We start from the raw sequence: 22,825 nt of genomic DNA, 5'->3' as shown, positions 1-22,825 counted from the left end.
CAGCGAGTCGGCGCGCGCAGCGGAGTGCCGACGCCGCGCAGCTCTCAGCGAGTCGGCGCGCGCAGCGGAGTGCCGACGCCGCGCAGCTCGGCCAGCGCACCGGCCACCCCGTGCAACAGGTCGGTCGCCTCGGTGAGCCGGTCGGCCGCCGGGTGCGCGGGCTCCGGTCGGGCGTCCTCGGCCAGGTAACCGGCGGCGGCCACCACCAGCCGTTCGTAGGCCGCCACCCCGCCCTCCAACTGGGCGGTCAACATGGCGTGTGCCTCGGCCAACGGCGGCCGGGCGTCGGCCGGGGCCAGCCGCAACGCCCGTTCGACGCTTGCCACCCGTGCGGCCAGGTCGCGCAGCGAACGGTCGGCGGCGGCGGCCTCCAGCACCGCCGGCTCGGCCAGCCCGGTGAGCCGGGGAGCCATGCCGGCCAGGGTGAGCGCAGCCCGGTCGAGTCGGGCCCACTGCTCGCCCGCGCTGGTGCCGCGCAGGGCGATCCGGGAGCGGACCCGGCGGACCTCGGCCAGCACCCCCGGGCCGACCGGCAGCCGCTCCACGGCGGCGATCAGCCGGGCCCGCGACCGGGCCGCGGCCTCCGCCGGGTCGAGGGCGGGCGGTGCCGGTTGGGCGGCGAGGGCACGCACGTCGATCCAACGCCAGGCGGCGAGCGCCACCGCACTGCCCGCGGCGCCGGCCCAGGCCGCGTCGGGCAGACCGAGGCCGGCGTACGGGGTCAGCACCGCGGCCGCGCCGCCGAGCCCACCGGCAAGCACGCTCCACCGTCGGGCGGAGCGGCGAAGCCGACCCAGTTTGCGGAAGTACCGTGTCCGCTCGTCTGCCACCCTGACCTCCTCGGTCCGGTCGTTCAGCCGGCGGCTGTCGGGTCGCCGGTGCCCCGCTCACGGGCCATGCTGGCGCGCAGCTCGTCGAGTCGGGCAGCGGCCGTCGGGTCGGTGGCCGGGCCTGCCTTCTCGGCCTGCGGCACGGCGGGTCGTTGCGACGCGCCGCCGAGCTGCTCCCCCGCCATGCTGGACCGGATCTGCTCCAGCCGGGCCGAACCGGCTGAGTCGATCGTCGCCTTCTGGATCTCCAACATCCGACCCTCGACGGAGTTGCCCGCCAGTTCGGCACGGCCCATCGCGTTGGCGTACCGCCGCTCGATGCGGTCGCGCACCTCGTCCAGGGACGGGGTGTTCGTGGGCGCGGTGAGCGACGACATCGACTCCAGCGAGCGGGCCACCGACTCCTGCATCTTGGCCTGCTCCAGTTGGCTGAGCAGCTTGGTGCGCTCGGCGAGCTTCTGCTGGAGGATCATCGAGTTGTTCTCGACCGCACGGCGGGCCTGGGCGGCGGCGCCCAGCGCCTGGTCGTGCAGGGTCTTCAGGTCTTCGGTGGCCTGTTCGGCGGAGACCAACTGGGTGGCCAGGGTCTGCGCCGACTGCTCGAACCGCACGGCCTCGGCCTCGTCACCCTTGGCCCGGGCCTGGTCGGACAGCACCAGGGCCTGCCGGGCGTTGCCCTGCAACCGCTCGACCTCGGACATCTGCCGGGACAGCTTCATCTCCAGCTGACGCTGGTTGCCGATCACCGCCGCAGCCTGCTGGACGAGCGCTTGGTGCTGCCGCTGGGCATCCTCGATGGCCTGCTGGATCTGCACCTTCGGATCGGCATGCTCGTCTATTTTCGCACCGAAGAGCGCCATCAGGTAGTTCCAACCCTTGACGAACGGGTTCGCCATCTCCGCCGTATCCCCTCAGTAACGTCGCTCCACCACGGCCGGCCGGGCCGGATGGACCGACTAGCCACCACCGGCCGATCTCCATCGTCCCAGCCGAACGCCAACGAGGCATCCGTACCGGGCGGTCGACCGCGCCGGCAGCTCCTGTGGGCCACCCTACGCGGCCGGAGCCAGCCCTCCCACGGTCCGACCGAGCGGCGGGCTCAGGCGGCGCAGACCACGTCCCGGTCGCGCTCGGTCGGGCGGACGCGCGAGCTGCGCAGCGTGGCCTTGAGCGGCGATTCCTGGCGGACCGAGACGGCGACCTTGCCATCGGAGGTGACCTGACGGACGCCCCGGCCGGTGTTCTTGGACACCGCCCCGGCGTCGGCCGACTCGTCCTGCATCGAGACGAGCACCTCGGGCATCTGCTCGGCGAGCGCCACGGTGTCGCTCACCTCACGGAGAAGCTCGGACAGACGGGCACCGAGGGCGTCGCAGATCGCGGCGAGCAACTCGCTGGACGGCTCCTTGTGCCCCCGCTCGATCTCGGAGAGGTAGCCGAGGCTGACGTTGGCGGCGGTGGAGACCTCACGCAGCGTGCGCTGCTGCCCCTGCCGGCGCGCCCGCAGTGCGTCACCGATCACCCGGCGTAGCAGGATCATCGCACCTCCCCCTGAGGGATACCTCGCGCCCGGCGCTGGGCGGCCGGCCGCGGCGGACCGCGCCGACCCCGAAACGTCGGAGCCTTCCCGCAACCGTACCCGTTGTGAGCCCAGCCGACATCCCGCCCCGCCCGTCGGTTCGCCGAGACCAGCTCACGTCGGGCGGCGTCGACCGTTCCCAACTGCCCGGATGCCCGGGGCCGGTCGCGGAGTCGGTTTTCCGGGCGAGGGCCGCCACCGCGTCGGTCCGCCCCGCGGCGGATGCTGCCCCTTCGTCGCCCTAGGTCGTGGGCAGCGCGGGGGTCGCGGTTTCGGCGGCGTGGATCCGCTCGGCGAGCAGCCGCAGCGCCTCGACCACCGCGGCGGCGCGGACGTGGTCGCGCCCGCCGCCCAGGTCGAGTTGCCGGACCGCACCGCCGTTCGGGCCGGCGACCGCGACGTAGACCAGGCCGACGGGCTTGCCGTCCTGCGGCTCGGGGCCGGCGACGCCGGTGGTGGCCACTCCCCAGTCCGCGCCGCAGCGCTGGCGGCCACCCGCGGCGAGCGCCGCCGCCACGTCCGGGTCCACCGGCCCCCGCTCGGACAGCAGGTCGGCGGGCACGTCGGCCAGGGTGCCCTTCAACTCGGTGGCGTAGACCACGAGGCCGCCCCGGTAGATCCCGCTGACGCCGGCGATGTCCACGATCGACGCGGCCAGCAGCCCGCCGGTGAGTGATTCGACGGTGGCGAGGGTCTCGTGCCGCTGCACCAGCCGGTGCACGACTCCCGCTGCCGCACTACCCACCTCGGCGTCATCGGCCCCACCATCCGCCGGCCGCTCACGACCCGTGTCCCGCTGCATCAACAAGTCCTTCCCGCCACACCCACACCCTTCCCCACCCACCAACCCCCAACCCTGCCACCCCCACCCCACCCACCCCACCCACCCCACCCACCCCACCCACCCCACCCAACCCACCCCCGACCGCGTCGCCCACCCACCCCCCGACCGCGTCGATCATGAGGTTATAGCTGCGACACGCCGCGCCGGACGCCGATAACCTCATGATCAACGGGGTTCGGGCGGGGCAGCCGGGGGCCGGGGTGGGGGTGGGGTGGGGTGGGGTGGGGTGGGGTGGGGGTGGGGGTGGGGGTGGGGTTTAGCGGGGGCGGCGGAGGCGGAGGGCCTGGGCTATGTAGTCGAAGCCGGTGGCGACCGTGACCAGGACGGCGGCGGCCATGATCCATGGGCCGACGGCGGCGAGGGCGGCGGGCATCGGCCAGAGATACCAGGCGATGGCCAGGATCTGGAGCGCGGTCTTGACCTTGCCGCCTCGGCTGGCCGCGATCACGCCGTGCCGGATCACCCAGAACCGCAGCCCGGTGATGCCCAGCTCGCGGACGAGGATCAGCGCGGTCACCCACCAGGGCACCTGGCCGTACCAGGAGAGCAACACCAGGGCGGCGCCGGTGAGCGCCTTGTCGGCGATCGGGTCGGCCACCTTGCCGACCGACGTGACGAGCCCGAACCGGCGGGCGATCCAGCCGTCCACCAGGTCGGTCGCCGACGCCACCGCGAAGATCAGACAGGCCGCCATCCGCCAGCCGGCGTGGGTCATCCCGGACATGATCACCGAGGCGGCGAAGACCGGCACCAACGCGAGCCGCAGGGCGGTGAGCGCGTTGGCCGCGTTGACGATCGGCACCACGGCGACCACCCGGGCCGGCGTCGACTCCGTCGCCCCGGTCACCGCCGCGCTCCGTGGCGTACCCGGCACCGCACCACTGGGCTCCCCCGCTCCGCCTGGGCCCACCGTCACCGTGCCGCGCCGGGCGCCGCCGAGATCATCTCATCCGGCACCGCCAGCAGGTCCACCCCTTCGGTGCCGGTGACCGTTGCGCGTACCAGGTCACCGGGTCGCAGCGCGGCGAGGTCGACCCCACCCTCGGCCGGGGCGACCAGGGTGGTGGAACCGTCCACCTCCGGCGCCTGGTGCGCCGCCCGACCCTCCACCACGCCGTCCTCGACCGAGTCGACGAGCACCTCGACGGTTGAGCCGAGACGGTCCTCGGCCCGCTGCGAGCACAGCTCGTCGGCGAGCGCGCTCAGCCGGTCGTAGCGCCGCTTGATCGTCGCGGCGGAGACCTTGCCGGGCAGGCCGGCGGCCTCGGTGCCGTCCTCGTCGCTGTAGTCGAACATGCCGATCGCGTCCAGCCGGGCCTCGGTCAGGAACCGGACCAGCTCGTCGACGTCGGCGCGGGTCTCGCCGGGGAAACCGACGATGAAGTTGCTCCGGGCGCCCGCGTCCGGGGCCAACGCCCGGGCGCCCGCCAGCAGCTCCAGGAAACGGTCGGTGGAGCCGAAACGTCGCATCCGGCGCAGCACCGGCTCGCTGGAGTGCTGGAACGACAGGTCGAAGTACGGGGCCACGCCCGGGGTGTTGGCGATCGCCTCGACCAACCCGGGGCGGGTCTCCGCCGGCTGGAGGTAGCTCGCCCGCACCCGGACGATGCCGGTCACGGCGGCGAGCTGCGGCAGCAGCTTCTCCAGCGCGCGGGGGTCGCCCAGGTCCTTGCCGTACGAGGTGGAGTTCTCACTGACCAGCACCAGCTCCCGTACGCCGGTCTTGGCCAACCACTCCGCCTCGGCGAGCAACTCGTCCGGGGTACGCGAGACGAACGCTCCCCGGAAGGCGGGAATGGCACAGAACGCGCAGCGCCGGTCGCAGCCGCTGGCCAGCTTCAACGAGGCCACCGGGCCGGTGTCCAGTCGGCGGCGCAGGATCTGCCGCAGGTGCGCGGGGGTGTGCTCGTCGGTGTCGACGGCGGTGCGGCTCACGGTGCCGTGACCGGGCAGCGACACGGCGCTGTCGCGCCGCTTCACCGGGGTCAGCGGCAGCAGCTCACGCCGGTCTCGCGGGGTGTGCGCGGTGACCTGCTCACCGGCGACGACCGCGTTCAGCCGAGCGGCGATGTCCGGGTAGTCGTCGAAGCTCAGCACCGCCTGCGCCTCGGGCAGGCTGTCGGCCAACTCCCGGCCGTACCGCTCGGCCATGCAGCCCGCCGCGACCACCTTGGCGCCGGTCCCGGCGGCGGCGAGCAGGGTCTGGATGGAATCCTGCTTGGCCTTCTCCACGAAGCCGCAGGTGTTGACGACGACCACGTCGGCGCCCTCGCCGTCGGTGGTCACCTGCCAGCCGTCGGCGTGCAGCCGTGCGGCCAGCTCCTCCGAGTCGACCTCGTTGCGGGCGCAGCCCAGGGTCAGCAGGGCGACGCGACGGCCCTCGGCGTTGTCAGAGGGAGCGGGAGAGGTGGCAGACACCATCCGAGGGTACCGGGCCGTCCGGGGAAGCCCACGCACGCGGGGCTGCGGTGACGACCCGGGCACGCGGCTCGGCACCGAATCGGTCACCGGGTCCCCCGCCGGCGCTCAGCGAGCCACGGCGCCCGTGCGGGTCAACGCGTCGAGCAGGAAGACCTCGGTGCCGGCCAGGCCGGTGGAGCAGAAGACCGAGATCTGGTCCGTGGTGGTCCGGCCGGGGACGGCGCCGGCCAGGACGCCGCCCAGGTCGCGCAACCGCCCGGCGTACGGGGGCGTGGCGGCGAGCATCGGCGGCTGGTAGTCCGCAGCCTGTGCTGGCGAGTCGGTGACCAGCAGGTCGGCGGCGTCCAGCAGGTCGGTGCCGAACTCGCTGCGGTCACGCTGCTTGAAGCCGACCGCGTTGAGGTGCGTGCCGGGGCTGAGGTCGGCGGCGCGGAGCACCGGGGTCGGGCTTGTCGTCGCGAGCACCACGATGTCCCGCCCGGCGACGGCCGAGCCGGCGTCGGTCACCGTCCGGGCGGGCACGCCCAGTTCGGCGCGGACCCGCGCGGCGAAGGCGTCCCTCCGGGCGGCGGAGCGGCTGTGCACCACCACCTCGCGCAACGGGCGGACCGCGGCGGCGGCCCAGACCTGGGTCCAGGCCTGCCGGCCGGAGCCGACCACGCCGAGGGTGGCCGCGTCCGGGCGGGCCAGGGCGTCGACCGCCAGGCCACCCAGTCCTCCGGTACGACGGGAACCCAGCTCCTCGCCCACCGCGACCGCCCGGATCGCCCCGGTGCCCGCGTCGTGCAGCACCACCACCTGCTCACTCCTTGGGTGGCCGAAGGTGTCGTAGGAGCGGAAGCCGTACCACTCGCCGACCAGGTGCCCGGCGGTGAGCACCAGCCGCCCACCGCTGAGCGGAGCGGCGGCCCGAGGCGGGGCCACGAGACGTCCCTCGTACGCGGCCAGGAGGGCGGCCCGCATGACGTCGACGGTGGTGGCGGCGTCCAGCGCGGCGGCGACCTCGGGGTCGGCATAGATCAGCGTCATGGTGGTCATCCTGCAAGTTAGAGTCAAGTGCAGGTCAAGACGGGGTGGCGGGAGTCACTGCGCCACCGGCACCCGACCCGTCCAGCCGCCAGCGCCTCACCCGTCCAGCCGCCACGACGGCCGACCGGTGCTAGCGTCGGCCTCGGTGGCCCGCGGCCACCCCGGACGAGTGGTGGGCGTACCCGGTCAGGCCAAGACGCCCCGCGACGTGCAGACCCGACTCGTCCCCGGCCCTCGGCGGCCCGGGCACTCCCGCGTGAGGTGAACGATGGCCTGGCTGGTACTGGTGATCTCCGGACTGTTGGAGACGGCCTGGGCGGTCGCCCTGGACCGCAGCGCCGGCCTCAGCCGGCTCGTCCCGTCCGTGGTGTTCGCGGTGACGCTGGTCCTGAGCATGGCCGGCCTGGCGTACGCGCTGCGCGAGATCCCGGTCGGCACCGGGTACGCGGTCTGGGTCGGCATCGGCGCGGTCGGCACGGCGTTGGTCGGGATGCTGGTGCTCGGCGAGTCGGCGAGCCTGCCCCGGATCCTGTGCCTGCTGCTGGTGGTCGCCGGCGTGATCGGCCTGAAGATCTTCCACTGAGGAACCGTGGTGCGGGTGACCGTCGGTCAGTCCACGTCACCGCGCAGGCCGGACAGGACCTCCTCCAACTCGTCCGGCTTGACCAGCACGTCACGTGCCTTCGACCCCTCGGACGGCCCGACCACCCCACGGGTCTCCATCAGGTCCATCAGCCGGCCCGCCTTCGCGAAACCGACACGCAGCTTGCGCTGGAGCATCGAGGTCGAGCCGAACTGCGAGGTCACCACCAGCTCCACCGCCTGCACCAACAGGTCGAGGTCGTCGCCGATGTCCTCGTCGATCTTCTTCTTGGTCTCCTGCGCGGGGGCCAGCACGTCCTTGCGGAACTCCGGCTCGCGCTGGTCCTTGCAGAACTTCACGACGTCGGCGATCTCGCGCTCGGTGACCCAGGCGCCCTGGATGCGTACCGGCTTGGAGGCGCCCATCGGCAGGAAGAGCCCGTCGCCGCGACCGAGCAGCTTCTCCGCGCCCGGCTGGTCGAGGATGACCCGGGAGTCCGCGAGCGAGGAGGTGGCGAACGCCAGCCGGGACGGCACGTTCGCCTTGATCAGACCGGTCACCACGTCGACCGAGGGCCGCTGGGTGGCCAGGACCAGGTGGATGCCGGCCGCGCGGGCCAACTGGGTGATCCGGACGACCGAGTCCTCCACGTCGCGCGGCGCGACCATCATCAGGTCGGCCAACTCGTCCACGATCACCAACAGGTACGGGTACGGGCGCATCTCCCGTTCGCTGCCCGGCGGAGCCTTGATCTCGCCGTTGCGGACCTTGCGGTTGAAGTCGTCGATGTGCCGGACCCCGTTGGCGGCGAGGTCGTCGTAGCGCATGTCCATCTCGCGGACCACCCAGTCCAGCGAGTCGGCCGCCTTCTTGGCATTCGTCACGATCGGGGTGACCAGGTGCGGGATGCCCTCGTAGCCGGTCATCTCGACCCGCTTCGGGTCGATCAGCAGCAGGCGTACCTCGTCCGGGGTGGCCCGGGTGAGGACGGACACCAGCAGGGTGTTGAGGCAGCTCGACTTGCCCGCGCCGGTGGCCCCGGCTATCAGGATGTGCGGCATCTTCGCGAGGTTGGCCACCACGTAGCCGCCCTCGATGTCCTTGCCGAGCGCCACGACCATCGGATGGTGGTCGCTTGTCGCCGCACGTGAGCGCAACACGTCGCCGAGGGCGACGTTTTCCGGATCGGTGTTCGGGATCTCCACGCCGACCGCGCTCTTGCCCGGGATCGGGCTGAGGATCCGCACGTCCGGTGACTTCACGGCGTACGCGATGTTGCGGGAGAGCTGGGTGATCCGCTCGACCTTGACGCCGTGGCCCAGCTCGACCTCGTAGCGGGTGACCGTCGGGCCACGGGTGAAGCCGGTGACCGCGGCGTCCACGTCGAACTGGTCGAACACGCCGGTCAGCGCGGCGATCACCTCGTCGTTGGCCTTGCTGCGGGTCTTCGCGGCGGCACCGGCGCTGAGCATGTTGGGCGGTGGCAGGGTGTAGTCGCCGGCCAGTCCGGTGAGCGCGAGCTGCTCGGCGCGCGTCGGCGCGGGCGAGTGCTCCGGCGGCTCGACCGGCGGCCGGCGGCTCGCCGGCACCTTCGCCGGGGACTTGCGCGGCAGCACCATGGTTTCCTGGAGGTCCGCGCCGTCCAGGTCCTCGAAGTCGTCCGGGTCCACCGGCGCAGGCGTCCGCTTCGCCGGCCGCTTCCGCGGCCGCTGGGCGGCCGGCTCGTCGGCTTCCTCGGCGGCCTCCGGTGTGGCGACCAGCCCGCCGGCCAACAGGCCCAGCCGCTCCGGGATCTTGTTGATCGGTGTCGCGGTCACCACGAGCAGACCGAAGAGCAGCAGCAGGATCAGCAGCGGCACCGCCACCCAGGCGGTGACCGCGCGTTCCAGCAGCCCGCCGATGCCGGCGCCGACCAGCCCGCCCGCGAAGTCCCGCTGCAGCGGGTTGCCCGGGGCCTGACCGATGTGGAGCAGCGCGGCGGTCGAGACGAGCAGTGAGCTCCAGCCGATCAACCCGCGGCCCCGGTGCTCCGGGTCGGCCGGCTGACGCATCAACCGCCACGCGCCGATCATCAGCAGCACCGGTACGACCACCGAGATCGCGCCCAGGAACAGCCGGATCGTGTCGGCCAGTTGCGCGCCCACCGGGCCCGCTCCGGAGAGCCACAGCGCCACGGCGGTGAGCAGGGCGAACCCGAACATCAGCAGCCCGGCGCCGTCCCGGCGGTGCTCCGGGTCGAGGTCGCGGGCGGAGGCGGCCTGCCGACCGGCGGCCCGCACCGCCCAGCCCATCCCGTGTGCCACGCCCATCCACAGTGCGCCCACCGCGCGGCCCACGTAGACGGCCGCGCCGGGTCGCGCCGGCGTCGTACGACGACGGACCGGCGCCCGGGTCTTCTTCGCCGGTTGACGGGCACGACTGTTGGTGCCACCGCGCGGCGACGCGCCGCGCCGCCGGCTCGCCTGAGAGGTACGGCCCGCCATAGAGTCACGGTAACGGTGGGGCCGGGCAGATCCCCGCTTTTCCGGGTCGTGTCCGCGCGTCGTAACACGAACCCCGCCGCCGGTCGTGATATCCGCCTCAGAAGGGATGCCCCATGGCGTCGCCGGAATACGAGGGCGATCCGAACGATCCGCTGGCCGGGCACCCGGGCGCGCTACGCCCGTTGAGCGGCGAACTGGTCGCCGCGGTGCTCGCCGCCCGGGGCCGGCCCGTCGGCCGGACCGAGGACGGCGAACTGGTGGGTCGCTTCGACGACAACATGATCTGGTTCCTCCGCCTCGGCGGGGACGGCGAGCTGCTCCAGGTCCGCACGATGGTCACTCCCACCTTCGGGATCGAGCAGGTGCCCGCCCTGTACGCGTTCTGCAACTCGTGGAACCACGACCGGCTCTGGCCCAAGGCGTTCGTGCACGTCGACGACGACGGTCGGGCCCGGGTCTACGGCGAGGTGGTCACCGACCTGGAACGCGGGGTGACCCCACACCAACTCGACCACCTGCTCGACTGTGGCATCTCCACCGGGTGCCAGCTCGCCGTGGCGGTCCGTCGACTGCCCGGCGCGGTGCCGTCGTGACCGGCCGGGACGAGTTCACCGGCAGTCGCACCGACCGGGCAGGCCACCGCGACGCGCCACCCACCGGTCCCGTCGACCCGGCCGCCCCGCCGGCCCTGGCTGTCGCGCTCTCCGACGCTCGGGACCTGCCCGACGGCCCGGCCCGGCAGGTGGCCCTGGAACGGCTCGCCGAACGCGCCGACGCCACCGGGGACGTCCGCTCCGGGGTGGACGCACGGTTCGCGCTCATCGAGGCGTACCTGCTGCACGGGGAGCGGTGGCGCCTGGTCGAGCCGGTCCGGCGGTGCCGGGCCGCCGCCGACCACCGGCCCGACCTGCTCACCGACGTCGAGTCCGGGCTGCTGCTGGGCTACCAGCGGTACGCGGTGGAGGCGCTGCTCGGCACCCCACGGGTCGGGCTGGACCAGACCCGTGCCCTGCTGCACGACCTGGCCCACCGGGTCGGCGCGAACGGTCCGGACGCGCCAACGGTCGCGGAGTTGCACTGCCGGATCGCCGACCACCTCGGCGACGAACCCACCGCCCGACACTGGTACGAGCGGTGGTCCGGCCGGCGGCCCGGCCCGGCCGGCGGCTGCCCCGGTTGCGCCCCGGCCCGGCGCGCGGAGCTGCTGGCCGGCTGGGGCGAGTGGCGAGCCGCGCTGGACGAGCTGCCGGCGACGGACGACGACCCGGAGGCCTGCACCGATCAGCCCGAACGGAATCTGGTCGCCAGCCTGCTGCCCGCTCTGCGGGTCGGCGAGCCGGAGCGGGCCGCGACGGCACACGTGCGGGCCTACCGCCGGCACCGGCGCGAGCCCGCCGCGTTCGCGCACCTCGCCACGCACCTGCGGTTCTGTGCCCTGAGCGGGCACGTGGAGCGCGGTTTGACCATCCTGGCCGAGCAACTGCCCCGGTGGGACCGGCCCACCGACGACCTCGCCGCCATGGAGTTCGCCGCCGCCGGGGCGCTGGTCTGCGGTCTGGGCGTGGCGGCCGGGCTGGGCGGGCGAACGATGCCACGCCCGGCGTACGGCGGGCGGCCCGCCACCGAACCGGACGTGGCCAGCCTCGGCGCGCTGCTGCTCGGGGTGGCCAACGAGCTGGCCGGCAGCTTCGACGCCCGCAACGGCACCGGCCACCACTCCGGGCGGATGGCCGCCTGGCTCGCCGAGCGACCGCTCGCGGCACCGGTCCCGCTACCCGCCGACGACGAGCCGGACGGGTACGCCGAGGAGTCCGCCGGGGAGAGCGGGACGGACGGTCGGGAGTTGATGGCGCTGACCCTCGACCTGATCACCGCGTCACTGGACCGGCGCGGCGACGGATATCTGGTGGAGGAGGGCGACCGGGTCGTCGGCCGGTGGGACGGCGTGGTGATCCAGTTCCAGCGGGCCGGCGAACGCGGTGAGGTGCTGCACGCCCGTGCCATGGCCACCCGCCGGCTGCCGGCGACCCGCCGCGCCGAGGCGTACGCCTTCTGCAACGCCTGGAACCACGACCGGTTGCTGCCCAAGGCGTACGTGCACGACATCGGCGGGGAGTTGGTGCTGGCCGGGGACGTGGCCACCGACCTGGGCCACGGCGTGGCCCCGGCCCAGCTGACGGTGCTCGTCGACGCCGCCATCGCCACCGGCGTCGCCTACGCCGAGGCGGTCGCCGCGCTCCCCTGAGTCGCACACCGGGTGCCTGGTCGCGGTACGGGCCGGGCCGGTCACCGACCACCACAGGGGTGTCGGTGACCGGCCCGGTCAGCCGTGTGTCAGACCTCGACGACGGTAGGCACGATCATCGGGCGACGACGGTACTTGTCGTTGACCCACCGACCCACGGTCCGGCGGACGATCTGCTGGAGCTGGTGCGGATCGGTGATGCCGTCCGCCGCGGCCCGGTTGAGCGCCTCGGTGACCAGCGGGACCACCGGATTGAACGCCTCCGGGTCCTCGGAGAAGCCCTTCGCGGACAGCGTCGGGCCGGCGACCACCTTGCCGGTGACCGAGTCCACGACCACTGTGGTGGCGATGAAGCCGCCGTCACCGAGGATCCGCCGCTCGGTGAGCAGCGACTCGCTGACGTCACCGACGGCGAGGCCGTCCACGTAGACGTACCGGCTCTTCACGTGCCCGACCAGTGTGGCGCGACCCTCGACCAGGTCGACCACGTCGCCGTCCTCGCAGATCACCACCCGGTCGGCGGCGACCCCGGACTCGATGCCGAGGCGGGCGTGGGCACGCAGGTGCCGCCACTCGCCGTGCACCGGCATCAGGTTGCTGGGGCGGACCACGTTGAGCAGGTAGAGCAGCTCTCCGGCGGGGGCGTGCCCGGAGACGTGCACCTTGGCCACGTCCTTGTGCACGACCACCGCGCCCGCCCGGGCGAGCCGGTTGATCACCCGGTAGACCGAGGTCTCGTTGCCGGGCACCAGCGAGGAGGCCAGCACGACGGTGTCGCCGGGGGCGATGGTGATGTGCCGGTGGTCGCCGCTGGCCATCCGGCCCAGCGCGCTCATCGGCTCACCCTGGGAACCGGTGGACATCAGCACGATCTCGTCCGGCGGCAGGGTGGTCGCCTCGTCGATGCTGATGACCAGGCCGGCCGGGATGTTGAGCAGGCCGAGGTCCCGGGCGATGCCCATGTTGCGGACCATGGACCGGCCGATCAGCGCGACCTTGCGGCCGTGCTCGCCGGCGGAGTCGAAGACCTGCTGCACGCGGTGCACGTGCGAGGCGAACGAGGCCACGATGATGCGGCCCTTCGCCTTCGCGAAGATCGAGTCGAGCACCGGCCCGATCTCCCGCTCCGGGGTGACGAAGCCGGGGATCTCCGCGTTCGTGGAGTCGGACAGCAGGAGGTCGACGCCCTCGGCGCCGAGCCGGGCGAAGCCGGCCAGGTCGGTGATCCGGCCGTCCAGCGGCAGCTGGTCCATCTTGAAGTCGCCGGTGTGCAGCACCAGGCCGGCGGGGGTACGGATGGCCACCGCGAGAGCGTCCGGGATCGAGTGGTTGACCGCGAAGAACTCGCACTCGAACGGGCCGAGCCGCTCCCGGCCGCCCTCCCGCACGGTGAGCGTGTACGGCTGGATCCGCCGCTCCGCCAACTTCGCCTCGACGAGCGCGAGGGTGAACTGTGAGCCGACCAGCGGGATGTCGGGTTTGTGGGCGAGCAGGTACGGCACCGCGCCGATGTGGTCCTCGTGGCCGTGGGTCAGCACGATGGCCTGGACGTCGGCGAGTCGGTCCAGGATCGGACCGAAGTCGGGCAGGATCAGATCCACGCCCGGTTGCTCGACGTCGGGGAAGAGCACCCCGCAGTCGACGATCAGCAACTTGCCGTCGTACTCGAAGACGGTCATGTTCCGACCGATGGCGCCGAGCCCGCCGAGCGGGATGATCCGCAGGCCGCCTTCCGGCAGCGGCGGGGGTAGTTCCGCCTCGATGTGCGCCTCGGTCACGCGTCCACCTCATTCTGCGACGCCGTCACTCGGCGCCCATCGTGTCGTTCGTTCATTCGGGCAGCTCCAGGCCCGCTGCGGCGAAGTCCGCGCGCAGCTGGGCGATCTCGTCGGTGGTGGCGTCCACGAGCGGGGGGCGCACCGGGCCGGCCGGCAGGCCCAGCGACGCCAGACCCGCCTTCACCAGGATGGTTCCCTGGGTGCGGAAGATGCCGGTGAACAGCGGCAGCAGCCGCCGGTGCAGGGCAAGCGCGGCCGGCATGTCCCCCGCGTCGTACGCCTCGATCATCTGTGCGGTCAGCGCCCCGGTGAAGTGCGTCGAGGTGCCGACCACCCCCACGCTGCCGATGGCCAGCGCCGGCAGGGTGAGGGCGTCCTCGCCGCAGTAGAAGGCGAGGGCGGTCCGGCTGGTCACCCAGCCGGTGGCGATCAGGTCGCTCTTGGCGTCCTTGACCGCGACGATCCGGCCGTGTTCGGCGAGCCGGACCAGCGTCTCGGTGTCGATCGGCACGCCGGAGCGGTGTGGGATGTCGTACAGCATCACCGGGAGGCCGGTGGCGTCGGCGACGGCGGTGAAGTGTCGCAGCAGCCCGGCCTGCGGCGGCTTGTTGTAGTACGGGGTGACCACCAGCAGGCCGTGTGCACCAGCCTTCTCGGCGGCGGTGGCCAGCTCGATGGTGTGCCGGGTGTCGTTGGTGCCGACCCCGGCGACCACCTTGGCACGGTCGCCGACGGCCTCCACCACCGCCCGGATCAGGTGTTCCTTCTCCGTGTCGGTGGTGGTCGGCGACTCGCCGGTGGTGCCGTTGACCACCAGCGCGTCGTTGCCCTGCTCGTCGACCAGGTGGCTCGCCAGCCGGGCGGCGCCGTCCAGGTCGAGCGAGCCGTCGGGGGTGAACGGGCTCACCATGGCGGTGAGCACCCGGCCGAAGGGGCGGGACGCCGGTCGGGCGGCGGCGTCGAGGTGGTCGTGCGTCATACCCTCCAACCTAGCGGACGACCAGCCGGGGCCCGCCGGGGAAGGGCTCAGGACGCCTCGTGCGGGCTGGCCGCCACTTCGGTGCCGTCCGGCAGCGTGGAGATCACGAAGTCGGCGAACACGTTCGGGGCGACCCCCTGCAGCTGGCGCAGGCACTCCACGGCCAGCTCACGGATCTCCACGTCGGCGTGCTCGGTGGCCCGCATCGCGATGAAGTGCCGCCAGGCCCGGTAGTTGCCGCTGACCACGATCCGGGTCTCGGTGGCGTTGGGCAGCACCGCTCGGGCGGCCTGCCGGGCCTGCTTGCGGCGCAGCGTCGGGTTCGGCTCGTCGGAGAAGCGCTGCTCAAGGCCCTCAAGCAACTCGGTGTACGCCTGAACGCTCGCCTCGGCGGCCGCCACGAACTTCTTGTGCAGCTCCGGGTCGTCGGCGATGACCGCCGGCTCGACCATGGCCGCGTCCCGTTCCGGGACGTAGCGCTGGGACAACTGGGAGTACGAGAAGTGCCGGTGCCGGATCAACTCGTGGGTGAAGGAGCGGGACACCCCGGTGAAGTAGAAGGTGACCGACCCGTGTTCCAGCACCGACAGGTGCCCGACGTCGAGGATGTGCGCCAGGTAGCCGGCGTTGGTGGCGGTCGCCGGGTTCGGCTTCTTCCAGGACTGGTAACAGGCCCGGCCGGCGAACTCGGCGAGGGCCTGGCCACCCTCCGCATCGGTCGACCACGGCACGTCGTCCGGGGCCGCGAACTGGGTCCACGCGATCAACTTGACCTGGGGCTGCACCATCTCCGGCATTCCTGGGACTGTAGTGGCCGTCGGTCCCTGGCCCAACTCGGGCTCGCGGTCGAGAAACCGCCCAGCTACCACCAAATCCGCGACGCTTACCCGACACCGTGGGGGTCGCAGGTGTCCAAGATCTCGACGACGCGCCAGCCCTCTGACAGCCCGGAGGGCGGACGGGTCAGACGTAGAGGGAGGTGAACGGCGCCCAGGGCAGGTTGCGCAGCACCGAGAAGGCGAGCCACACGCCCATGAACCCGATGATGACCTTCGAGCTGATCTGCAGCTCCGGCAGTCGCCAACCGAACGCCTGGTTCGCCGCCCAGGCCACGAAGAGGTACGCGAGGAACGGCAGCGCGAAGACGAACAGGAAGTGGTGCCGGGCGGCGGCCGGCAGGTCGGCGTGCAGCACGTACCAGAGTGCGCGGGTGCCGCCGCAACCTGGACAGTCCAGCCCGGTGGTCAGCTTGAGCAGACAGGTGGGCGCGGCGTCCGGGGCGGCGTCGGCCGGGTCGCTGATCAGCGCGTAACCCATACCCGCGGCGACGCAACCGACCGCGGCCAGCGGCCCCACCCAGCGCGGCGAACGCTCGTTGAGCCGCAGCACGAAGCGGGTGAGCCGGTCCCCCGGGTGCTCACTCGGCGGGGTCATCGGCCAACCGGCCGGACCCATGCCGGCCGGACCCACACTAGCCGGACCCATGCCGGCCGGACCCATGCCGGCCGGACCCATGCCGGCCGGACCCATGCCGGCCGGACCCATGCCGGCCGGATCGGCCGGGACGGTGTGTACCGCCCCGGGGGCGGGCTGCGGCTGGTCGACCGGACCGGGAGCGCTCGTCACGCGCTCACGGTACACCGGACACGCCGGCCAACGCGGCGGTGAGCGGACCGGCCAGGTCGCCGGCCAGCGGCGGCGCCACCGCGTCCAGGCCGAGCCAGCCGGCGAGCCGGCGCAGCTCGGCGGCGAGCGCCACCGCGGTCTCCGCCGGGTCGGCGCCGGGCTCGATCCAGGCGGCCGGCACCAGCAGCACGCCGGCCTTGCGGTCGGCTTTCAGGTCGACCCGCGCGGTGAACCGGTCGTCCTGGAGGAAGGGCAACACGTAGTAGCCGTAGATCCGCTGCGGCGCGGGGACGTAGATCTCGATCCGGTAGCTGAAGCCGAACAGCCGCTCGGTGCGGGCCCGTTCCCAGATCAGCGGGTCGAAGGGGCTGACAAGTGTGTTGCCGCGAATCCACCGGGGCAGCCGGGCGGACGCGTGCAGCCAGGCCGGCTGGCGCCAGCCCGCCACGGTGACCGGCACCAGCTCACCGGCCTCGGCCAGCTCGGCGACGGCCTGCCGGGCGCCGGCCAGCGGCAGCCGGAAGTAGTCGCGCAACTCCGGCTCGGCGGCCACCCCCAGCGACCGCGCGGCAAGGGCCACAAGCGTGCGGTACGCCTCGGCGTCGGTCGGGGTGGGCGCGGCCAGCACCGCCGCGGGCAGCACCCGCTCGGGCAGGTCGTAGCGGCGGGCGAAGGAGGTGCTGCGCTCCGCGGCGGTCACCTCGCCGGCCCAGAAGAGGAACTCCAACGCCCGTTTGACCGCCGACCAGTTCCAGCCCCAGTTGCCGGTCTCCCGCGGTGCGTCGTGCTCGATCTCGGCAGCGGTCAGCGGGCCGCGGGCGGCCACCTCGTCACGCACCCAGGCGACCAGGTCCGGCTGCTCCTGGGCGATCCGCCGCATGCCGCCCCAGGACTCGCTGTGCGCGCGGGCCATCCGCCAGCGCAGCATCGGGTGCAGCTCGACCGGCACCAGCGACGCCTCGTGGCCCCAGTATTCGAACAGCTCCCGTGGGCGGCGGTAGGCGGCCTGGTCGAGCAGCGTGGTCGGGTAGGGCCCGAGCCGGCTGTAGAGCGGCAGGTAGTGCGCGCGTTGCAGCACGTTCACCGAGTCCATCTGGATCAGGTTGACCCGGTCGAGCACCCGACGCAGGTGCCGGCGGGTGGGCACGCCGGCTGGCGCCGGGTCGGCGAAGCCCTGGGCGGCGAGCGCCACCCGACGAGCCTGGGCGAGCGAGAGTGATTCCGGTGCGGCCATCGTCGGCGACCTTAATTCATCGGTACGACGCCGGTGCGGGAAGCTGGACGTGACGACCAACGGGGCATAGAACGGTGCAATGCTGACCATCCGTCGGGAGGAGCCGGACGACGCCGAGGCGGTCGCCCGGGTGCACGTGCACGGCTGGCAGGCGGGCTACGCGGGCTTCATGCCGGACGAGGTGCTGGCGCGGCTGAACGTGGCGGCCTGGGCGCAGCGTCGCCGCGACCTCGGCACCGCCGACCCGGACCATCCGTTCACCACACTGCTCGGCGAGGTGGACGGGCTGGTCGTCGGCTTCACCACCTTCGGGCCGTACCGCCGCGACCAGGACCGGGACGACCTGGACCCGACGGTCGGCGAGGTGGTGGCGTTGTACGTGGAGCCGGCGTACTGGGGGGACGGGAGCGCCGCCGCTCTCCTGGCCGCCGCTCGGGCCGGGCTCGCCGAGCGGGGCTGGAGCGAATACCGGGCGTGGGTGCTGGCGGACAACCGGCGGGCCCGCCGGTTCTGCGCGCGGGCCGGGCTGTCAGCGGACGGTGAGCGGTCGACCTATCATGTGCCGCTCGCCGGTGGGCAACCCCCGGTCAGCCTTGTCGAGCTGCGGTACGTCGGGCTCCTCGACACCTGACCCGGGCGGGGTCAGCCAGCCACGGATCGGCAGGAAGGCCAGCAACGCGAGGCTGATCCACACGTAGGCGTTGCTCCCCAGGAAGCCACCGAGACCAGTGAAGTCCTTCTCCCAGAACCAGACGGTCCGGCTGATCAGCAGCGCGTACCCGATGGTCGCGGCGACCAGCAGGACCCGCCGGCGGCGGCCGGCCGGCGCGGCCATCGCGTTGTCGACGAGCAGGATCAGCGCGGGCACCAGCCAGACCAGGTGGTGCACCCAGGTGACCGGGCTGACCAGGCACATCACCGCGCCGGTCAACGCCAGGCCGATGGCCTCGTCACCGGCGGAGACGGCGGCCCGGGAACGCCAGGCCCAGAGCGCCAGGGTGCCGAGCACCAGCAGCAGCCACAGCAGGGTGCTCGGGTGCTCGGGGTCGAGTCGGGCGACCACCCCCCGCAGCGACTGGTTGGAGACGAAGGCGAGCTCCCCCACCCGTGCGGTGTTCCACAGCGCCTCGGTCCAGAACTCCCGGGACGCGTCCGGAAAGAGCGCACCGGCGAGCAGCGACACCCCGGCGGCCGTCCCGCAGGCGGTGAGCGCCGCCCGCCATCGCCCGGTCACCAGCAGGTAGACGATGAAGACGCCAGGGGTCAGTTTGATCGCGGTGGCGAGCCCGATGCCCACCCCGGCCCACCTGTTGCCGGCCGGCAGCAGCCGCAGCAGGTCCACCGCCACCAGGAAGAGCAGCAGCGTGTTGACCTGGCCGAAGTTGACGGTCTCCCGCATCGGCTCGAACGCGGCGACCAGGCAGAGCGCCACCGCGAGGGCGAACCACCGGGTCCAGCCGGCCCGGCGGGCGATCGGGTCGACCCACCACCAGATCAGCACCGTGGTGGTGACCACGCTGGCGAGCACGCTCACCACGATCGCGGCCGACCACGGCAGGTACGCCATCGGCAGCATCACCAGCGCCGCGAACGGCGGATAGGTGAAGCCGTACTGGGTGCCCGGCTTGAGGTAGTCGTAGATCTCCCCGCCGTCGTGCACCCACCAGGTCAACGCGCCGTAGTAGACCTTCAGGTCGAAGAAGCCGTGCCGCACCGCCGCGACGGCGAGGAACGCGGTGACCGCCGCGGCGAGCACCACAACCCCGACGACCTGCCCGGTCGTCCTCCTGGCACCCTGCGCCACCGTCGCCTCCCTCGCCCTGCGTAGGCTTCCGTCCCATGGCTCTCGGGTACGTCCGCCCGGCGCGTCCTGAGGACGCCGGCGAGATCGCACGCATCCAACTCGCGACCTGGCGGGTCGCGTACCGCCGGATCCTGCCTCGGCACGTGCTCGACAACCTGGACGAGGCGTTCCTCGCCCGGCGGTGGAACGCCGCGGTGCTGGAGCCGCCCTCGCGCGCGCACCGGGTGCTGGTCGCCGTCGAACAGGCCGAGCAATCGTATCTGGTGGGGTTCGCCGCCTCCGGGCCGGCCGACGCCGAGGCGCTGGCCCCGGACGAGCCGGCCGAGGCGCTCGGCCCGGACGTGGCCGCCGTGACCGATCTGCTTGTGGAGCCGCGGTGGGGCCGGCGCGGGCACGGCAGCCGGTTGCTCGCCGCCGCCGTCGACCTGTGGCGGGAGGACGGGCTGAGCCGGGCGGTGGCCTGGGCGTTCGAGGGCGACGAGGCGACCCGGAAGTTCCTCACCAGCACCGGCTGGGAGCTCGACGGCGCGGCCCGTGCCCTGGACGTCGATGACATGCTCGTGCCCCAGGTACGCCTGCACGTGGGCGTACCACCCGAGAAGGTCCCGGCCGACGAGGAGCCGACCGGCTGACGCGCGCGGGCGCCCGGCCCCCGGACGCCGGCGCCTGTCGGCGCGCCGGCCGGAGTCGACGGTCGATGTCGGACCTGTCGCCTACCGTCAGGCCCATGAGCTCAGCCACCGCGCCGCTGTCGGCTGCGACCGCCGAGGGGCACCTGGAGGAGTTCCGGGTCGAACTGACCGGTTACTGCTACCGGATGCTCGGCTCACTGTTCGACGCCGAAGACGCGGTGCAGGAGACCCTGCTGCGGGCCTGGAGCGGGTGGGACGCGTTCCGCTTCGGCCTGCCCGACAGAATCGCCTGACGGTGCACCGATGAGTTCGGGGTCGGCCGGTCGTCCACCATCGTCACCAGGAGGGCGAGACCCATGCGGACAGCACACCTCACAGCCGGGCGTCGGGAGTGGATCGGGCTGGCGGTGCTTGCCCTCCCCACCCTGTTGCTGGCGCTCGACCTGAGCGTGCTCTACCTGGCCCTGCCCAGCCTCAGCGCGGACCTCGGCGCCGACAGCACCCAGCAGTTGTGGATCACCGATGCGTACGGCTTTCTGGTCGCCGGTTTCCTGGTCACGATGGGCACCCTGGGCGACCGGGTGGGCCGTCGACGCCTGTTGCTGATCGGGGCCGGTGCGTTCGCCGTGGTCTCGGTGGCGGCCGCCTACGCGCCGAACCCGCAGCTCCTGATCGCCGCGCGGGCGCTGCTCGGCGTCGCCGGGGCCACGCTGATGCCCTCCACGCTGGCCCTGATCAGCAACATGTTCCAGGTCCCGGCTCAGCGCGCGGTCGCGGTCGGGGTCTGGATGAGCTGCTTCATGGGCGGGATGGCGGTCGGCCCGGTGATCGGCGGGGTGCTCCTGGAGAATTTCTGGTGGGGCTCGGCGTTCCTGCTGGGCGTGCCGGTGATGGCGGTGTTGCTGGTGACCGCGCCGCTGCTGCTTCCGGAGTTCCGCGACCCGCACCCCGGTCGACTGGACCTGGTCAGCGTCGCGTTGTCGCTCGCCACCATCCTGCCGGTGGTCTACGGCCTCAAGGAGTTGGCCCGCCACGGTTGGCGCCCGCTGCCCGTGCTGGCGATGGTGACCGGCCTGCTGGTCGGGGTCGCCTTCGTCCGGCGGCAGCGCCGGCTGCGTCACCCACTGCTGGACGTCTCCCTCTTCGGCAATCGCACGTTCACCGCCGCGCTGCTGGTGTCCCTGCTCAACGGCCTGTTGATGGGCGGCACCTTCCTGCTCGTCAGCCAGTGGCTGCAACTCGTCGAGGGGCTGTCCCCGCTGCGCGCCGGGCTGCTGCTGGTGCCGCAGGCGGTGGCGATGATCGGTGCGACCACCCTGGCGCCGTTGCTGGCCCGCCGATTCCGGCCGGGGCACGTGATGGCCGCCGGGCAACTGGTCACGGCGGCGGGCTTCCTGCTGCTCACCGGGGTGCGAGGCGACCACGCCCTCCTCGTCGTCCTGGTCGCCTTCGTCGTCGCCTCGGTCGGGATCGCACTGCCGTCGGCCCTGGTCACCGACCTGATCGTGGGGTCGGCGCCGCCGGAACGGGCCGGCTCGGCAGCGTCGATATCCGAGACAAGCGGCGAGTTGGGCATCGCTCTGGGCGTGGCGGTCCTGGGCAGCGTGGGCGCCGCCGTCTACCGTGCCGAACTGGGCCCGGCGCTGCCCGCGGGGCTGCCCGCCGAGGCGGCGGCCCGGGCCCGCGACGGGCTGGCCGGGGCGGTGACGGTGGCCGGTGAGGTGCCGAGCGCCGTGGGCGGCCCGCTTGTCGAGGCCGCCCGGGCGGCGTACACGAGCGGGCTGGTCACGACGGCCGCCGCCGGTGCCGTCCTGCTGCTCGGGCTCGCCGTGGTCGCCGCGTTGGCGTTCCGGTCGGTGCCGCCCTACGCGCCGGTCGGTGCCGAGCCAGCCCAGCCCGAGGAGTCCGCGCCGGCCGGCCAGCACTGACGCCGCGCCTCAGTCGAGCAGGGCGTCCAGGGCGACGGTGAGACCGGGGCGGTTGCGCACCGCGCGGACGGCCAGCAGCACGCCCGGCATGAACGACACCCGGTCGTACGAGTCGTGCCGGATGGTGAGCGTCTCGCCTGTGGTGCCGAAGAGCACCTCCTGGTGGGCGACGAGTCCCCTGGCGCGCACCGCGTGGACGCGTACCCCGTCGATGTCGGCGCCGCGCGCACCCGCCACCTCGTCCTTTGTGGCGTCCGGGACCGGGCCGAGGCCGGCCTCGGCGCGGGCCTGGGCGATCTTCCGGGCGGTGTGCGTGGCGGTGCCGCTGGGGGCGTCCAGCTTGCCCGGGTGGTGCTGCTCGATGATCTCGACGGACTCGAAGTGTCGGGCGGCCCGCGCGGCGAACTGCATCATCAGCACCGCGCCGATGCCGAAGTTGGGGGCGATGACGACGCCCACGCCGGGCTTGTCGGCCAGCCAGCCGCGCACCTGCTCCAACCGCTCGGTGGTGAAGCCGGTCGTGCCGACCACCGCGTCGATGCCCTGGTCGACGCACCACCTGAGGTTGTCCATGACGACGTCCGGGGTGGTGAAGTCGACGACCACGTCGGCGCCGGAGGCGGCGGAGAGGTCGTCGCCCTGGTCGATGGCGGCGACCAGTTCGAGGTCGTCGGCGGCGTCGACCGCCTTGCAGACCTCGATGCCCATCCGGCCGCGCGCACCAAACACGCCGACCCGCAACGTCCCGGCCGGGGTCTTCTCCTGCTCGTCAGTCACGGGGCACAACCTATCCCAATCGGGACGCGCCCCTCGGGCCGGATCCGGTGCGC

At 73.1% G+C, this 22,825-nt stretch carries 21 protein-coding genes, 1 pseudogene and 1 riboswitch; of the genes and pseudogenes, 7 read left to right on the top strand and 15 right to left on the bottom strand.

All coding sequences use genetic code 11. The features are described 5' to 3' along the window. Positions 1-44: 44 nt before the first annotated feature. The 7 genes from ACGFH8_RS33520 to ACGFH8_RS33490 all read right to left on the bottom strand — a co-directional run bounded on the left by ACGFH8_RS33520 (position 45) and on the right by ACGFH8_RS33490 (position 6,703). A complete protein-coding gene (locus ACGFH8_RS33520) occupies positions 45-830 on the bottom strand; it encodes a hypothetical protein (protein WP_393375310.1) in 786 nt (261 codons plus the stop codon). Positions 831-853: 23 nt separating this feature from the next. After that, positions 854-1,726: a PspA/IM30 family protein gene (locus ACGFH8_RS33515; protein ID WP_393375307.1), complete on the bottom strand. Its 873-nt coding sequence runs from the start codon at positions 1,724-1,726 to the stop codon at positions 854-856. Positions 1,727-1,929: 203 nt separating this feature from the next. After that, on the bottom strand, positions 1,930-2,370 hold the full coding sequence (locus ACGFH8_RS33510; protein ID WP_393375304.1) for a helix-turn-helix domain-containing protein: 441 nt from the start codon (positions 2,368-2,370) through the stop codon (positions 1,930-1,932). Between the two features lie 280 nt (positions 2,371-2,650). Continuing rightward, positions 2,651-3,211 carry a CinA family protein gene (locus tag ACGFH8_RS33505; protein WP_393375302.1) on the bottom strand — a complete coding sequence of 187 codons (561 nt, stop codon included), beginning with the start codon at positions 3,209-3,211 and terminating at the stop codon, positions 2,651-2,653. A 298-nt stretch (positions 3,212-3,509) separates the two neighbouring features. Continuing rightward, positions 3,510-4,100 carry a CDP-diacylglycerol--glycerol-3-phosphate 3-phosphatidyltransferase gene (gene pgsA, locus ACGFH8_RS33500; protein ID WP_393375300.1) on the bottom strand — a complete coding sequence of 197 codons (591 nt, stop codon included), beginning with the start codon at positions 4,098-4,100 and terminating at the stop codon, positions 3,510-3,512. Positions 4,101-4,165: 65 nt separating this feature from the next. Beyond that, positions 4,166-5,674: a 30S ribosomal protein S12 methylthiotransferase RimO gene (rimO, locus tag ACGFH8_RS33495; RefSeq protein WP_393375297.1), complete on the bottom strand. Its 1,509-nt coding sequence runs from the start codon at positions 5,672-5,674 to the stop codon at positions 4,166-4,168. A 105-nt stretch (positions 5,675-5,779) separates the two neighbouring features. Further along, positions 5,780-6,703: an ornithine cyclodeaminase family protein gene (locus ACGFH8_RS33490; protein ID WP_393375294.1), complete on the bottom strand. Its 924-nt coding sequence runs from the start codon at positions 6,701-6,703 to the stop codon at positions 5,780-5,782. Between the two features lie 142 nt (positions 6,704-6,845). After that, positions 6,846-6,909: riboswitch (guanidine-III (ykkC-III) riboswitch) on the top strand. Positions 6,910-6,971: 62 nt separating this feature from the next. Here ACGFH8_RS33490 and ACGFH8_RS33485 point away from each other — a divergent pair. Continuing rightward, a complete protein-coding gene (locus ACGFH8_RS33485; RefSeq protein ID WP_393375291.1) occupies positions 6,972-7,286 on the top strand; it encodes a DMT family transporter in 315 nt (104 codons plus the stop codon). 26 nt (positions 7,287-7,312) lie between these two features. Here the strand turns inward: ACGFH8_RS33485 and ACGFH8_RS33480 are convergent, their stop codons facing one another. After that, entirely contained in the window at positions 7,313-9,769 is a 2,457-nt protein-coding gene (locus ACGFH8_RS33480; RefSeq protein ID WP_393375288.1) for a DNA translocase FtsK 4TM domain-containing protein, read from the bottom strand. 113 nt (positions 9,770-9,882) lie between these two features. Here ACGFH8_RS33480 and ACGFH8_RS33475 point away from each other — a divergent pair, with 113 nt between their 5' ends. Beyond that, positions 9,883-10,362, top strand: a complete 480-nt coding sequence (locus ACGFH8_RS33475; protein WP_393375286.1) for a YbjN domain-containing protein — start codon at positions 9,883-9,885, stop codon at positions 10,360-10,362. A gap of 34 nt (positions 10,363-10,396) precedes the next feature. After that, a pseudogene (locus ACGFH8_RS33470) lies at positions 10,397-12,014 on the top strand (YbjN domain-containing protein); the annotation flags it as partial. A gap of 89 nt (positions 12,015-12,103) precedes the next feature. Here the strand turns inward: ACGFH8_RS33470 and ACGFH8_RS33465 are convergent. From ACGFH8_RS33465 to ACGFH8_RS33445, 5 genes are all read right to left on the bottom strand, one after another. Beyond that, the gene (locus tag ACGFH8_RS33465; RefSeq protein ID WP_327032393.1) at positions 12,104-13,792 is read right to left on the bottom strand and encodes a ribonuclease J; all 1,689 of its coding nucleotides are present in this window, start codon (positions 13,790-13,792) and stop codon (positions 12,104-12,106) included. A 52-nt stretch (positions 13,793-13,844) separates the two neighbouring features. Beyond that, positions 13,845-14,771, bottom strand: coding sequence for a 4-hydroxy-tetrahydrodipicolinate synthase (gene dapA, locus ACGFH8_RS33460; RefSeq protein ID WP_393375283.1), 927 nt, complete (start codon positions 14,769-14,771; stop codon positions 13,845-13,847). Between the two features lie 47 nt (positions 14,772-14,818). Next, positions 14,819-15,559: an FAD-dependent thymidylate synthase gene (gene thyX, locus ACGFH8_RS33455; protein WP_355031682.1), complete on the bottom strand. Its 741-nt coding sequence runs from the start codon at positions 15,557-15,559 to the stop codon at positions 14,819-14,821. Between the two features lie 175 nt (positions 15,560-15,734). Next, the gene (locus ACGFH8_RS33450) at positions 15,735-16,316 is read right to left on the bottom strand and encodes a DUF2752 domain-containing protein (protein WP_393375433.1); all 582 of its coding nucleotides are present in this window, start codon (positions 16,314-16,316) and stop codon (positions 15,735-15,737) included. Positions 16,317-16,401: 85 nt separating this feature from the next. Continuing rightward, positions 16,402-17,631, bottom strand: a complete 1,230-nt coding sequence (locus tag ACGFH8_RS33445; RefSeq protein WP_393375281.1) for a winged helix-turn-helix domain-containing protein — start codon at positions 17,629-17,631, stop codon at positions 16,402-16,404. Between the two features lie 79 nt (positions 17,632-17,710). On the opposite strand from ACGFH8_RS33445, the gene ACGFH8_RS33440 reads away from it, so the two are divergent. After that, a complete protein-coding gene (locus tag ACGFH8_RS33440) occupies positions 17,711-18,262 on the top strand; it encodes a GNAT family N-acetyltransferase (RefSeq protein WP_393375278.1) in 552 nt (183 codons plus the stop codon). Here the strand turns inward: ACGFH8_RS33440 and ACGFH8_RS33435 are convergent. Continuing rightward, complete coding sequence (locus tag ACGFH8_RS33435) at positions 18,161-19,435, bottom strand: glycosyltransferase family 87 protein (RefSeq protein WP_393375275.1); 1,275 nt, start codon at positions 19,433-19,435, stop codon at positions 18,161-18,163. The two genes, ACGFH8_RS33440 and ACGFH8_RS33435, sit on opposite strands and share 102 nt — an antisense overlap. 35 nt (positions 19,436-19,470) lie before the next feature. Between ACGFH8_RS33435 and ACGFH8_RS33430 the strand changes: the two genes are divergently transcribed. From ACGFH8_RS33430 to ACGFH8_RS33420, 3 genes are all read left to right on the top strand, one after another. Next, the gene (locus ACGFH8_RS33430; RefSeq protein WP_393375273.1) at positions 19,471-20,067 is read left to right on the top strand and encodes a GNAT family N-acetyltransferase; all 597 of its coding nucleotides are present in this window, start codon (positions 19,471-19,473) and stop codon (positions 20,065-20,067) included. Positions 20,068-20,162: 95 nt separating this feature from the next. Beyond that, entirely contained in the window at positions 20,163-20,360 is a 198-nt protein-coding gene (locus ACGFH8_RS33425) for a sigma factor (protein WP_393375270.1), read from the top strand. A gap of 63 nt (positions 20,361-20,423) precedes the next feature. Beyond that, positions 20,424-21,995 carry an MFS transporter gene (locus ACGFH8_RS33420; protein WP_393375267.1) on the top strand — a complete coding sequence of 524 codons (1,572 nt, stop codon included), beginning with the start codon at positions 20,424-20,426 and terminating at the stop codon, positions 21,993-21,995. 9 nt (positions 21,996-22,004) lie between these two features. Here ACGFH8_RS33420 and dapB read toward each other — a convergent pair whose 3' ends face one another. Further along, positions 22,005-22,772: a 4-hydroxy-tetrahydrodipicolinate reductase gene (dapB, locus tag ACGFH8_RS33415; protein ID WP_393375264.1), complete on the bottom strand. Its 768-nt coding sequence runs from the start codon at positions 22,770-22,772 to the stop codon at positions 22,005-22,007. Positions 22,773-22,825: the final 53 nt, after the last annotated feature.

Source organism: Micromonospora sp. NPDC049175 (assembly GCF_043197345.1).
Classification (GTDB): Bacteria; Actinomycetota; Actinomycetes; order Mycobacteriales; family Micromonosporaceae; genus Micromonospora.
The sequence above is the reverse complement of the archived record's forward strand: the minus strand, read 5'-3'. Positions and strand labels throughout refer to the sequence as shown.